The sequence below is a fragment of the Streptomyces tirandamycinicus genome (assembly GCF_003097515.1).
Lineage (GTDB): Bacteria > Actinomycetota > Actinomycetes > Streptomycetales > Streptomycetaceae > Streptomyces > Streptomyces tirandamycinicus.
In genome coordinates this window covers 6,764,434-6,777,529 of the sequence record NZ_CP029188.1, presented here as the reverse complement: position 1 = coordinate 6,777,529, position 13,096 = coordinate 6,764,434, and the positions used below count along the sequence as shown (strand labels likewise).

Below are 13,096 nucleotides of genomic sequence, written 5' to 3'. Positions count from 1 at the left end.
GAGTGGCTCGGCATCTGGGGCGAGGGTGTTCGCTTCGCAAGATCAGCGGCCAGCACTTCACCCGCTGGTCGCTGCGCAAACTTGTCAACATCCGCCGCTGGGCGAAGAAGGACAAGGTCGAGTTGTGCTTCACCCCGACCTACGCCTCGTGGGCACCCGATCGGGGCGCGCTTCGGACCACTGGGCAGTTCGCCATCGCCAACTCCAGCCACCCCAACCACACCGTGCAGACCCGGACCCTGCACGCGTACCTGCGCTGGCGCAACGCCAACGCCCGCCACCGCGACGTCCTGGCCGCCGAACGTAAGGACCGCGCCCGCATCCGCAGCGAGAAGGCATCCGCTGGGGCGGACGCCCCCTCATGGCGGCAGCCTGACCAAAACGCTCCAGGAGATCAGACCACCAGCGCCGTGTGCAGTGCGCTGAAGGTCTCACGAAGCTCCAACGTAGCGATCGGATCGATCTCCATCTGCAGATGGCACACGTCGTCGTCGCCGTTGGGAGTCAGGCGCACGAAAAAGGCGAAACCGTCCCCGACTGGCTCCCCCTTCAACGTCAGCGGATTGTTCCGACCGGGAGTCACCACCGCCGAAAAGCGTCCACCCGACGGCGCGCGCAGGTGAGAGAGCATGCGCGCGACGAAGTCCACGACCTCCGTAGCGCTGAGATCCGCGGAGAAGTCAGCTGTAAGACAGGACGACCACTCTGCGGTGATCTGCCAGCTGTCTGTACGAGTCCGAGCCAGTTCCAGCCACACATCATCGTTACCGAGGCGAATCCGCGGCTCTTCCATCGTCGCCCTCCGACATCCATGTTCTGGATTCAAGATCGTATGGGTCGGACCCCCGTCATCGGAAGTCGTCACCTGCCATCCACCCACACGCGAACCCGGCCGACCTTCCCGGTCAGAGCACTAGAGGCATGCGAAAGGCGCCTGACCCGGGTTCTCACCCGTCAGGCGCCCTTCGCCCGGTCAGCCCTACCGGGGGTCGAGCTGCCTCTCCTTCGCGGCGGTCGCCCGGCTCGCCGCGGCGCCCAGGTAGGTGATGCGGAGGGTGCCGGTGGCGGGCTCGCGGTCGACGAGCACGCTGACGCCGTAGACCGACGCGATCAGGTCCGGGGTCAGCACGGTCTCCGGGACGCCCGCGGCGGCCACCCCTCCGCCGTCCAGGACGACGACGTGGTCGCAGTACCGGGCGGCGAGGTTGAGGTCGTGCAGGGCGACGACGCAGGTGACGTCCAGTGAGGTCAGCAGGTCGAGGAGTTCGAGCTGGTGGCGGATGTCGAGGTGGTTGGTGGGTTCGTCGAGCAGGATCTCCCGGGGCTCCTGGGCGAGGGCGCGGGCGAGTTGGGTGCGCTGCTTCTCCCCTCCGGAGAGGGTGTGCCAACTCCGGTGCTGCTTGTCGGTGATGTCGGTCCGCTCCAGCGCCGCGTCGACGATCCGCCGATCGTACTGGGTCAGCGCGTCGAACCGGCCGCGGAACGGTGTGCGGCCGAGTTCCACGATCTGGCGGACGTTGACGCGGTTGTGGGCGGACACGTCCTGTTCGACGACGGCGAGCCGCCGGGCCCGCACCCGGCGGCCGAGATCGTCCAGGCTGGTGTCGTCGTAGCGGATGGTTCCGGTGTCGGGGCGGCGCAGCCCGGCGAGCAGGCGCAGCAGTGTCGACTTGCCCGAGCCGTTGGGGCCGAGGAGGCCGACGACCTTCCCGTCGCCGGCCGCCATCTCGATGTCGTCCAGCAACCGGTGGCCCTTGACCGACCAGGAGAGTCGGGTGGTGGTGATACGGCCCATCAGGACTCCAGACGCTTCAGGACCAGCGCGAAGGCGGGCGCGCCGAGCAGCGCGGTGATGACGCCGGCGGGCAGTTCGTGGGGTGAGAACGCCGTCCGCGCGAACACGTCCACCCAGATGAGGAAGATGGCGCCGACGATCGCGGACAGCGGAAGCAGACAGCGGTGCGTCGGACCCGCCAGGATGCGGACGGCATGCGGGACGAGCAGCCCGATGAAGCCGATCGCGCCGGAGGCCGCCACGGCGGCCGCCGTCATGACCGAGGTCAGCACCATCAGCCAGACGCGGGCCGCGGTGACGTTGATCCCCAGGGCCTCGGCGGAGTCCCACCCGAAGGTGAAGGCGTCGAGAGCCGGCGCGAAGAACTGGACGGCGGCCACCCCGATCAGGATGATCACCACGGTGACGGTCACCGCCTCCCACCGGGCGCCCGCGAGGGTGCCGAGCAGCCAGTAGGTGAAGCCGCGGGTGGAGTTGGCGTCCCCGCTGACCATGAGGATGACCGAGGTGACCGCGGCGAAGAACTGGGACACGAGCACGCCGGTCAGCACCACGCGGGCAGGGCTGGCCACGCGGCCCCCGCCGAGCAGGACCAGCAGTACGCCGAAGGAGACCAGGCCGCCGGCGAAGGCTCCGGTGGACAGGGAGATGCTTCCGCCGATGCCCAGCAGGAGTACCGCGACCGCGCCGGTGGAGGCGCCGGAGGACACTCCCAGCAGGTAGGGGTCGGCCAGGGGATTGCGGGTGACCGCCTGCAGGACCGCCCCGGAGACCGCCAGGGCCATGCCGATGACGGCGGCCAGCAGCACGCGCGGGAAGCGGGACTGCCAGATCAGGGCGTCATGGAGACCCGGCAGCGGTGGTGTGGGGGCGATGGCTTCCAGACCGATGTGCCGCAGGATCGTCGAGACGACATCCAGTGGCTGGATGTCCGCGCTCCCGAACAGTGTCGCGGTGACGACCGACACCAGCAGCCCGGCCGCGGTCAGCAGGAAGAGCGCCGCCGTCGAGGCGCGCCGCCGGCGCACCGGAGCCTTCCCACTGTCTGTGGTCGGGCTGCCGGTGCGCGCGGCGGTGGTAGGTGGGCTCGTTGTCATCGTGGCGGAGTTCAGCCGAGCTTCCGCAGTCCGTCGACGAGCGCGGGGACCACGGAGGCGCTGCCGTAGGCCGGATCCATGTGGGAGCCGGGGATGGTGATGAACCGGTCATCCTGCACCGCGGCGAGCTTGCTGGTGAGAGGGTCCTTCTTGAGGAGCTCGATCTTCTCCTTGGCCGTGTCGTTGGGTTCGCCGCGGGTCAGGTCGGCCAGGATGACGACGTCGGGGTTCCGGGCGGCTACCTCGTCCCAGCTCACCTCCGCCCACTTGGACTTGGCGTCGGCGAAGATGTTCTCGACCCCGACGAGCTCCGAGATGTGCTGCGGCAGTCCACCGGGGCCGGCGGCCCACGGGGTGCCCTCGAAGGTGGAGTAGAACCACATCACCTTCAACGGCTTGTCCCGCTTCTCGACCTCGCCGACGGCCTTGTCCACCACGGCCTTCTGCTCGGTCGCCAGCTTCTCCCCCGCGTCGGGGCGGCCCATGATCCTGCCGAGTCGGCGGTACTCCTCGAACAGCATGTCGAAGTCCGCGTCGGCCACGGCCTCGTGGTACGAGCAGTCGAACTCGGTCAGATAGGTCGGCACGCCCAGGTCGTGCAGCTCCTTGCGGTCGCCGGCCTCCTCCTTGGTGAGGAAGCTCGCGAACGAGCTGTAGACGAAGTCCGGCTGCGCTTCGAGCAGCTTCTCGTGCTTGACCGTGTCCCCCTTCGCGGAGAGCTGGGGGATCTTCGCGTACTCCTCGGCGATCGCGGCCGGGGCCTTCTCGATCTCGTAGCCCGTTCCGGCGATGCGGTCGCCGACCCCGAGGTGGATGAGGATCTCGGCGGCGGTCTGGTTGAGGGCGACGACCTTCTGCGGCGCGGCCTTGTACGTCACCTTGGTGCCGCAGTTGTCGAGGGTGAACGGGTAGGCCGTCGCGTTCTTCCCCTTGGCCGTGTCCTTCCCGGCGGCATCGGAGGACCTGTCGCCGGCGCAGCCCGCGACCGTGAACGCCATGAGGGCGGTGAGTGTTGCGGTGATCTTCTTCATGGTCCTTGCTCGCAGAGTGTCGGTTCGGACGTCGGGTAGCGGAATCGAGTGGTACGGGAGGGGGGAGCCGGTCAGGCCGTGTGCAGGCGCGGCCGGAATCCGTACCTGAGGGCGGTGCGGGGATCGGGCCGGGCGTCGCTACCGCAGCATCGCGGCCAGCCGGTGGACGACCTGCTCGTCGAACAGGCCGTTGGCCGCCATCCAGTCGTCGTTGAACACGGTGTCCAGGTACTTGTCGCCACCGTCGCAGACCAGCACGACGATGGTGGTTTCGGGACCCGCGCCCTGCGCCTGCTCCAGGGCCTTGTAGACCACGCCGCCCGCCGAACCGCCGATCAGCACGCCGAAGTTCCTGGCCAGGTAGCGGCAGGTCTCGAAGGCCTCCGCGTCACTGGCCTTGAGCCCCTGGTCGATCAGTGCGTAGTCGACGACGCCGCCGATCTCCGAGCCCTCGGGCGTACCGGTGCCGGACTGGTGGTAGGGCGCGCCCTCCCCGCCGAACACGACGGACCCCACCGGCTCGACACCGACGATCTTCAGGTCCGGGATGCGTTCCCGCAGGACGCGGCCGGTACCGCAGAGCGATCCGCCGGTGCCGACGGCCCCGTACAGGTAGTGGATGCCGTCACCCAGGTCGTCGTGGAGCTCGCGGGCGAGCGGCCGGTAGCCGTTGGGGTTGCCCGGATTGCGGTGTTGCGCGGTCCAGTACGCGCCGTGCTCGGCCGCGAGCCGCTCGGCCACGGTGTCGCGTTCGGCGGTGGCCAGGCCCTCCTCGTCCCCGGCGACATTGAGTATGTCGGCCCCGTAGGCGAGCATGCCGCGCAGTTTGTCCGTACTGGAGTGGTTGTCCACCACGGCGGTGAACTTGTATCCGCGTTCGGCGGCGATGAGCGCCAGGCCGAGGCCGGTGTTGCCGGAGGTGGACTCCACCAGCCAGCCGCCGGGGGTGAGCAGTCCCGCCTCCTCCGCCTCGTCCACCATGTTCCTGGCCATCCGGATCTTGGCGGTGCCGGTGGGGTTGTACTGCTCCATCTTCAGCACGACGGTCGCCGAACCGTCCGCGACCGGCAGCTTGAGCAGGGGCGTTCGCCCTATCAGATCGGAGATCCTGGTCTTGATCACGGCTTGTCCTTCGCGCAGATCTCCGTCAGGCACCGCACGAAGACGTCGTTGTCCTCGGGGGTCGACAGGGAGGCTCGGATGTAGTTCTCGTATCCCGGCTCGCGCCACGCCTTGACGATGATTCCGGCGCGGTGCAGCTCCCGGGCGACCCCGTCGGAGCGGCGGCCGGTGTCGATGAACAGGAAGTTGGTCGAGGACGGGACCACACGCAGTCCCGCGCCGCGCAGCCGGTCGGTGACCCTGGCGATCTCGAGGCGGGTCCGGCGGACCGTGTCCGCCAGGTGCTCGTGGTCGCCCAGCGCGGCGATGGCGGCGTCCTGGGCCGGCCGGTTGACGTTGTACGGGGTGCGGACCCGGTCCAGTGCCTGGATCAGGGCGGTGTCGGAGGCGATGCCGTACCCCACCCGGACGCCCGCCAGGCCGTAGGCCTTGGAGAAGGTGCGCAGCACGATCCACGGCCGGTCCAGCGCGCGCAGCGCCTCCAGCCCGTCGGGGTACTCCGGGTCGGTTCGGGCGAACTCGCCGTACGCCTCGTCGAGCACCAGCAGGGCCGACCGCGGGGTCGCGGCCACGATTTGCTCCAGTTGACCGGCGTCGAGCATCGCTCCGGTGGGGTTGCACGGGTTGGCGAGGAAGACGAGTTTCGGGCCCGCGGCCAGCGCCTCGCGCCAGGCGTCCGCGTCGAACCCGAAGCCGGCGGTGACCGGGACCTTCTCGACCCGGGCGCCCATGACCCGGGGGAAGGTCTCGTGCAGGCTGAATCCGGGCGCCTGGGTGACCACCAGTTCACCGGGGTCGAGTACGGCCTGGCACAGCAGCTCCAGGATGTTCTCCGAACCGTTCCCGAGCACGACGCGCCCGGCGGGTACGTCCAGGCTCTTTCCGATGGCCTCGGCCAGCCGTCTGCCGGTGGGGTCGGGGTAGCGGGAGACGCCGTCGGCGAGGCCCAGCCGTACGGCTTCGGCGACCGCCGGGGAGACACCGAACGGGCTCTCGTTGTTGGAGAGTTTGATCACGCGGCGGGCGCCGCTGAGGGCGGCCACCTCGTCCGGGTCGGCACCGGGATCGTAGCCGGGCAGGCCCGCCACCTCCCTGCGTATCAGGGAGGCCGAGTCGGCGGGAGCGAGGACGTGGTTCATGAGGACTCCGGTTCCGGGACGGGTGCGCCGGCCGCCGCCCGGTGGAGCCGGTCGACGCGGCGCAGGAACGCGACCAGCAGGATGGCGGCGGTGGCCGCGAGGCCGATGGTCTGGCCGATCCAAACGCCCTCGACGCCCCAGTCGGCGCTCACCCCGAGCAGGTAGCCCGCGGGCAGCCCGATCAGCCAGTAGCCGACGAGGGAGATCCGGAACGGCCCGGCGGTGTCGCCGATGCCGCGCAGGATGCCGTTGCCGATGTTCTGCGTGGCGTCGAAGACCTGCATGAGGGCGGCGATCAGCAGTCCGGTCACGGTCAGCGCGACGACGTCGGCGTTGCCGGCGTGCTCGGCCGAGATGAACAGGGACACGATCGGGTTCGGGATCGCCAGGTACAGGACGGCGATCACCAGCGTCGCGACCACGCCCCAGGCCGTGCCGAGGAGCCCCATTCTGCGGGCGGTCGTGTAGTCGTCGAGGCCGTCGGCCTCGCTGATGTGGATGGACGCCGCGTGCGACAGGCCGGCGGAGATCATGAAGACGATGTAGACGATCTGGTTCAGCACCGTCTGCGCGGCCAGGGCGTCGACGCCCAGCGAGCCGATGATCAGGGTGAGCACGCTGAAGAACCCCGCCTCCGAGGCGTAGGTGCCCGAGATCGGCAGTCCGAGGCGCCAGACGGACCGGACCGCGTCCCCGTTCCAGCGCCGCGCGTCGGGCGAGGTGAGGTACGGGCGCAGCACGCCGTCGCGCAGGATCACCGCGATGAACGCCAGGAAGGACAGCAGGAACACCGTGACGGTGGCGATCGCGACGCCGACGAAGCCGAATGCGGGCAGGCCGAACTTGCCGTAGATCAGCACGTAGTTCAGGCCGATGGTCGCGCCGACCGAGGCCAGGGTGATGGCCAGCAGCGGGCCGGGGCGCTTGAGGCCGGTGGTGAAGTGCCGCAGGTTCTGGAACCACAGGCAGGGCAGCATGCCCGGCGCCATGACCATCAGGAACTCGCCGGCCTTGTCGACGACCGCCGGGTCCTGCCCCAGCAGCACGAGCAGCGGACCGATCAGCAGGAGTGCCGCGCAGAACAGCACGCCGCACACGGTCGCCCAGAAGAACCCGGCGAACAGCAGCGCGCCGATGCGTTCCCGGTCGTCCCGCACCCGCGCTTCGGCCACCAGGTTGCTGACTCCGGTGACCAGGCCGGTGCCGGTGGTGCGCAACTGGTTGAACAGCGCGATGGCCAGACCGGCGGCGGCGATCTCGAGAGCGCCGAGCCTGCCCAGCATCACGATGTCCACGGTGGTCAGCGCGACATAGGCGAAGTTGGTCAGAATCAGCGGGAACGCGAGCCTGAGCAGCGCCCGCGAGTTCCCGGCCCACCAGCCGAGGCCGGTCTGCGTCGTTCCGGTCGTTCCGGTCGTTCCGGTCGTTCGGGTACTGCTCACCAGAAGTTGACCTTTTCCCCGCGCCCGTCCGCCTGCGCGAGGTCGGCTATGTACCGGCCCAGCGCGGCGTCGGTGACCGCCATGCCGCTGTTGTAGGCGAAGACCACGTCGTCCGGATGACGCCGGGCAGGTGCCCGGCCGAGCAGGATGTCCGGCAGCTGGGCGTCGATCGACGGCAGGCTGCCGTCCTCGCCTCGCAGGTCGTCGCAGGTCGCGTGCATCTGGGCGGTGTCCGTGGCGATCCGGTAGTCCGCGCCGTGGCACACGTCGGCGTGTACGCCGTACCCGAGCAGTACGGCGACCGAGCCCGGCTTCATCCAGTCGCGCCGTACCTCCTCCGTGACGGAGAGGCCTGCGGCGCCGATCACGATGTCCGCCTCGCCGGCGGCCTTCCGGAGGTCCTCGACGATCTCGACCTCGCGGCCGTCGACGCTCTCCCGGACGGCGCGCAGACCGTCGGGGTAGGTGCCGAACACCTGCAGGCGCTCCAGCTTCGGCAGTGCCGCGAGCAGCATCGGCAGGGCCGCCTGCCCCTGGACGCCGGTGCCGACGACCAGGGCGGTCCGTGCGTCCGGGCAGGCGGCGCGGGCGAACAGCGCGGTGGTGGCCGAGGACCGCAGCGGTCCGAGCTTCACCACGTCCATCAGCGCGATGGGTGCCCCGGTGGTGTCGTCGACGAGGAAGACGAACGAGTGGAACCGGTAGGCGTCCCGGGTGCGGCGGGGGTCGAACTCGTAGACGGCCTTGAAGCAGACGGTGCCGCTGCCGGCGTCCCTGGCCACCATCGAGTAGCTGAGCGAGCGGTGGCCGGGATCGTCGATGATCGTCTTGACCGGGTTGTTCGAGCCTCCTTCGCGCAGCGCGCGGTAGGCCTGCTCGACGACCGCGATCACCTGCCGGTGGTCGAGATCCAGCCCTTCCTGCTGCGATTGCGGCAACAGCCACAACTGCCCGGGCGGGGCGTAGCTCGGTGACATGCGGGACTTCTCCTTCGTGGGCGGTCGCATCGGATGCGTTCGGGGTGTCATCGGATGCGCGGGTTCGTCACGGGTCTCATGGGATGCGTGCGGGCTCGTCAGGGATGTCATGGGATACGCGCGGGTTCGTCAGGGGCTCGTCGGATGCGCGCCGGCTCGTCGGATGCGCGGATCGGTGCGGGGTCTCATCGGATTCCGTCCAGGCGCCAGCGCGGCGGGCCCCCGTCGTCACCGAGCCGCAGAACGGCCTTCAACGGCAGGGCGGCGTCGTGGAACGGCGACTCGTTGGAGTCCATCTGGTAGCCGGCGGTGTTGAGGTAGACCAGGTGGTCACCGCGCCGCACGGGCCGCGGGAAGCCGATCTTCCGCCAGGTCACCAGGTCGCTCTCCAGGCAGGTCGAGCCCGCGACGCAGGCCGGGAACAGCTCGTCGGCGGTGGGCCGTGCGGAGATCAGCAGCGGGTCGGGGAGGTAGTCGCTGTTGAACCACTGCTCGGAGAGGCTGAAGCTGCTGCCCGCGACGGTGACGATGGCGTACCCCTCGCCGTCCCGCCGGTCGTCGACCTGCTGTACGCGGTAGAGGGTGAATCCGGCCTGGTCCAGCAGGGCCCGGCCGGGCTCGACCACGAACCGGACGCCGTTGCGCCCCGCCTTCGCCGACAGGCTCTCGCCACCGCCGGCGGGGTGCGCCATGATCGCGCGCACCGCCTGCGCGGCGGGCTGCCCCCCGTACGGATAGAAGTCCTTGAAGTCCCTGGCCGCGTGGTAGTGGGCCGGCTCGTTGCGCTCGAGGAACTCGTCCCAGAGCCGCGGCTCGACATAGCGAACCGGCAATCCGCCGCCGATGTCGACCAGTTCCGCGGAGGGCGAGCCCCGCCGTCTGGCGTCGAGGCAGTGCTCGATCATCTCGTTCGCCGCCGTCGCGCGCTCCGCCGTGGAGTAGCCGTTCAGGTGGAAGGAGAACCCGCGGAGGCGGATGTGGCCGGCGAGTTCCGCGCACAGACCGACGGCGGCCTCGCGCTCGGCGGCCGACAGCCCGAAGCGGCTTGCCGGTTGGCCGGCCGTCCGGGACCGCAGCAGCACATCGGCCCGCCGCCGCGCGAGCCGCGCGGTCGCGGCCAGCCGACGGAGTTCGCTGATCGAGTCCACGGCCACCAGGCAGCCGTGCTGAACGGCGAGGGCGTGCAGTGTGTCGTCCTTCTCCGGGCCGGATATGCCGATCCGGTGCCCCGGCACTCCGCCGGCCAGCGCGTTGACCAGTTCGGGGGTGCTGGCGACGTCGACCCCCACGCCCAGGGCGGCGGCCGACTCGACGTAACAGCCGGCCTTGTTGGCCTTCTTGGCGAACAGGATGTCGGCGGTGGCACCCGCCTCGGCGAACGCCTGCCGGAGTCCGGCGACGTTCTCCTCGAAGATCTCGGGCAGCACGATGTGCAGCGGTGACCCCAGGCCGTCCAGGAGGTCGGCCAGCAGGGCGCGGTGATCCGCCAGGAGCGTGGAGACGGTGGGATGCCGGAGTGCGGTGAGCGCCAAGGGCCGGACTCCGGCCATCGGGCGCTCCGGCAGCTGTTGTGAGGTGAGCACCCAGTACTTCTATACGATGATGACACTCATTTTCAATAGCGCGCCCTGAAGGGCGCCTTCCGAGGGGTGCGAAGGGGTGTGTACGTCGCAAGTCGGACACCTGGTCCGGTGAATCCGTCACATCGGAACGGCGATGCGGGCAGGACGGTGTGGGCGCCGAGGGCGAGACGCACCCCGAGGCGGCCGGCGGCGGGCGAGCTCGGCCGCGGGCGGGGCACCGGCGGTCACGCCGTTCGTGAGGGCCGAGGTGAGGGCCGAGGTGAGGGTGCCCGCCGTCCCGGCGGGCACGTCGAGGTCACGCGGCAACGCCGGCCGGCGGCTCACCGGGCACCGCCGTCCCGGCGGGCGCGCCGAAGTCACGCGGCTTCATCACGAACACGTTCGCCGGGAGCCGCCGTCCCGGCGGGCGCGTCGCGGTCGCGGGCGGAGTCCGGCAGGGGACGGGCCGCGGGCCGGGGGGCACGGATCCCGGGGTGGCCGACCGTCTCACCCGCGCCGCATCCCACGGCAACGGGGCGCCCCGGCCCCGGAGACGTCCCGGGCCGCCTCAGAGACCTCCGTCCGGACCGGTCCCGGAGCCGATGAAGCGGTTCACCGTCGCCGCGAGTTCGCGGCCCCGGTCCTCCTGGAGGAAGTGCCCACCGCCGGTGACCGTGACGTGGTCCTGCCCCCTGGTCCCGGGCACGCGTTCCCGGAAGATCCGGTCGAGCCCCCGGGTGATCGGGTCTTCGTCGCCGAACGCGCAGAGGAAGGGCTTGTCGAATCGCCCCAGCACCCGCCAGGCCTCGCGGTTCGGCCCTCCGGCCGGGTCGTCGGAGGAGACCGGTACGAGCATCGGGAACTGGCGGGCACCGGCCTTGAACGAGTCGTCGGGGAAGGGCGCGTCGTACGCCGCCTTCACCTCCCGGGACAGGTCGCTGCGGCAGCCGAGGTCCACGATGTCCCCCACCCGCAGGTCGGGGGCGGTCTGGCTGAACTCCCGCCAGTCCAGGAACGCCTTGCCGGGCTCCTCGTCCCCGGTGGGCAGGAAGGTGTTGGCCACGACGACCCGGGCGAAGCGATCGGGGTGTTCCGCCACCAGGCGCAGGCCGATGAGCCCTCCCCAGTCCTGGCAGACGAGGGTGATCCGGCTCAGATCGAGCCGGTCGAACAGGGCCTCCCGCATCCAGTCCACATGGCGCTGGTAGGTGTAGTCCGAGCGGGCCGCCGGCTTGTCGGAGCGGCCGAAGCCGATGAGGTCGGGGGCGACGCACCGATGGCCCGCCCCGGCGAGCACCGGGATCATATGGCGGTAGAGGTAGGACCATGACGGCTCGCCGTGCATCAGCAGCACGGTCTCCCCCGAACCGCCGTCGCCTTCGTCCACGTAGTGCGCCCGCAGGGTGCCGTCGCTCCCGTCACCCGCTGCCACCTCCACATAGGAGGGCTCGAAGGGGTAGTCGGGGAGATCCCGGAAACGCTCGTCGGGTGTGCGCAGGATCTGCATGGGACTGTCCGTCTCCTCGGAAGCGGGTACGGCGGCTGCACGCCACACGGCTGCCAGGTGGCCCCTGCGCGGAGTTCGGCCCGTCGCCAAACCGTTCCCCCGCTTGAGAGTCCGTCCCCGTCCCCGTGTGCGGGAGCAGCCGGCGGCCACCGCGGTGGTCGCTCCGGCAGGTGTCGCGATCCCCACCCTTCCACAGATGTGGAACCCGTTCTACCTCTCCGCCCGGGTGCCGGCGCGGTCGCCCCGGCCGGAGGGTCCTGCCGCTGGCCGGCGCGGCCGGGTCGTCAGGCCTGCTGGTACCTGCGGCGCAGCTCCCGGGGGCTGGTCCCGAAGCGCCGCCGGAAGGCCGTGCTCAGGGCGCTCGCCGAGGAGAACCCGAGGGCGCAGGCCAGTTCACTGATCGTCATATGGGTGTACTCGGGGCGCTGGAGGCGGTCGCGCACCACGCGAAGCCGTTCCTCCCGGATCAGTTCGCGCGGTGTGGTCCCCGACCGCTGGAGGGCGAGCTGGACCTGGCGGAGCGACCAGCCGAGCGCGCGCGCCATGGACGCACCGGTGAGATCCGGCTCGGTCGCGTGGTCGCGCGCGTAGCGGCGGATGGCGGCCTCGACCTGTGCCAGGTGGTCCGGAGCGTCCGGGCGGTCGTCACCGGCGGCGACCATGCACAGCAGCTCGACCACGCGGTCCGTGACCGCGTTGAACTGCGCGGCGTCCAGGCGGTTGCGCTCGGCGTGCAGGCTGAGCAGCATGCCGTGCAGAACCCGCCCCAGCCCCGTGGTCAGGTCCAGTGCGGCGTCCAGGGGGGCCTTGCGGTTGAGCGGTCCGTCGATCCCGCGGGCGGGTATCGACAGGATGACCCCCCTCAGCATCGAGTCGTGGAGCAGCTCGAACGGGGTGTCCAGCGTCATCAGCCTGCCGAACCCCGGGGCGAGCCGTGCCTCCTGGCCGTCTTGGCGCAGCGTCAGCTCCCCTTCGACCGGGAACAGGAAGCGGTAGTCCGGTGCGGGGTCCTGGCGTACCAGCCCGGGCGTCCGGACGTACTCGATCCGGTCACTGCGCCAGCCGATGAGCTCGTAGTCGTCACTGCGCTGGCTGGTCAGCTCACCTCGGAAGCCGTCCCGGCGGGCGTATCTGAAGTCCAGCCGGGTGTGGCGGGAGTCGACCTGCTGACTCCAGAAGTCGGCCCGCTCCCGCGGCTCGACATGCGCCGTCGAGTGTGTGACCACGCTGTACGTTCCCCCACGCAAGAGCGCCCCTCCGCCGTCCCGCGTCCCTGTCCGTGGCGCAGGCCGCTGCGTCAATTCCCGGCGGCGGCCCGCGCGGGCATCGTAGTGCAGACCGACGGGCCCGCCTACCCGACGTGACCGCGCCTGCACGTGCCGCGCGGACCCGCCGTCCGGATCTCCTCATCTCCTGGAGAACCT

The 13,096-nt window shown here is 70.5% G+C and carries 11 protein-coding genes and 1 pseudogene; 1 reads left to right on the top strand and 11 read right to left on the bottom strand.

Annotated features, from left to right (window positions below; genetic code table 11):
* Positions 1-83: 83 nt before the first annotated feature.
* Positions 84-376 (top strand): annotated as a pseudogene (locus DDW44_RS33095) (IS630 family transposase); the annotation flags it as partial.
* A gap of 18 nt (positions 377-394) precedes the next feature.
* Here the strand turns inward: DDW44_RS33095 and DDW44_RS32265 are convergent.
* The 11 genes from DDW44_RS32265 to DDW44_RS29205 all read right to left on the bottom strand — a co-directional run bounded on the left by DDW44_RS32265 (position 395) and on the right by DDW44_RS29205 (position 12,898).
* Positions 395-649: a hypothetical protein gene (locus DDW44_RS32265; protein WP_134406969.1), complete on the bottom strand. Its 255-nt coding sequence runs from the start codon at positions 647-649 to the stop codon at positions 395-397.
* A gap of 330 nt (positions 650-979) precedes the next feature.
* Positions 980-1,795, bottom strand: coding sequence for an ABC transporter ATP-binding protein (locus DDW44_RS29250; protein ID WP_108908361.1), 816 nt, complete (start codon positions 1,793-1,795; stop codon positions 980-982).
* The gene (locus DDW44_RS29245; RefSeq protein ID WP_017948650.1) at positions 1,795-2,823 is read right to left on the bottom strand and encodes a FecCD family ABC transporter permease; all 1,029 of its coding nucleotides are present in this window, start codon (positions 2,821-2,823) and stop codon (positions 1,795-1,797) included. Before DDW44_RS29245 ends, DDW44_RS29250 begins: the two co-directional genes overlap by 1 nt.
* Positions 2,824-2,903: 80 nt before the next feature.
* Complete coding sequence (locus DDW44_RS29240; protein WP_108908360.1) at positions 2,904-3,923, bottom strand: ABC transporter substrate-binding protein; 1,020 nt, start codon at positions 3,921-3,923, stop codon at positions 2,904-2,906.
* A gap of 138 nt (positions 3,924-4,061) precedes the next feature.
* Complete coding sequence (locus DDW44_RS29235; protein ID WP_108908359.1) at positions 4,062-5,045, bottom strand: PLP-dependent cysteine synthase family protein; 984 nt, start codon at positions 5,043-5,045, stop codon at positions 4,062-4,064.
* Entirely contained in the window at positions 5,042-6,184 is a 1,143-nt protein-coding gene (gene hisC / locus DDW44_RS29230) for a histidinol-phosphate transaminase (RefSeq protein ID WP_108908358.1), read from the bottom strand. The genes DDW44_RS29235 and hisC overlap by 4 nt, the downstream gene beginning before the upstream one ends.
* Entirely contained in the window at positions 6,181-7,626 is a 1,446-nt protein-coding gene (locus DDW44_RS29225) for an MATE family efflux transporter (protein WP_108908357.1), read from the bottom strand. The genes hisC and DDW44_RS29225 overlap by 4 nt, the downstream gene beginning before the upstream one ends.
* Positions 7,623-8,603, bottom strand: coding sequence for an ornithine cyclodeaminase (locus DDW44_RS29220; RefSeq protein WP_027732691.1), 981 nt, complete (start codon positions 8,601-8,603; stop codon positions 7,623-7,625). Before DDW44_RS29220 ends, DDW44_RS29225 begins: the two co-directional genes overlap by 4 nt.
* A gap of 185 nt (positions 8,604-8,788) precedes the next feature.
* Complete coding sequence (locus DDW44_RS29215; protein WP_244224144.1) at positions 8,789-10,186, bottom strand: alanine racemase; 1,398 nt, start codon at positions 10,184-10,186, stop codon at positions 8,789-8,791.
* A gap of 547 nt (positions 10,187-10,733) precedes the next feature.
* Complete coding sequence (locus tag DDW44_RS29210) at positions 10,734-11,672, bottom strand: haloalkane dehalogenase (protein WP_108908355.1); 939 nt, start codon at positions 11,670-11,672, stop codon at positions 10,734-10,736.
* Between the two features lie 284 nt (positions 11,673-11,956).
* A complete protein-coding gene (locus DDW44_RS29205) occupies positions 11,957-12,898 on the bottom strand; it encodes an AraC family transcriptional regulator (RefSeq protein ID WP_018890523.1) in 942 nt (313 codons plus the stop codon).
* Positions 12,899-13,096: the final 198 nt, after the last annotated feature.

Excerpts from the sequence above, each read along its gene's own strand:
- DDW44_RS29240 (WP_108908360.1), bottom strand. The coding sequence starts at position 3,923 with ATGAAGAAGATCACCGCAACACTCACCGCCCTCATGGCGTTCACGGTC.
- DDW44_RS29250 (WP_108908361.1), bottom strand. The coding sequence starts at position 1,795 with ATGGGCCGTATCACCACCACCCGACTCTCCTGGTCGGTCAAGGGCCAC.
- DDW44_RS29220 (WP_027732691.1), bottom strand. The coding sequence starts at position 8,603 with ATGTCACCGAGCTACGCCCCGCCCGGGCAGTTGTGGCTGTTGCCGCAA.
- hisC (WP_108908358.1), bottom strand. The coding sequence starts at position 6,184 with ATGAACCACGTCCTCGCTCCCGCCGACTCGGCCTCCCTGATACGCAGG.
- DDW44_RS29210 (WP_108908355.1), bottom strand. The coding sequence starts at position 11,672 with ATGCAGATCCTGCGCACACCCGACGAGCGTTTCCGGGATCTCCCCGAC.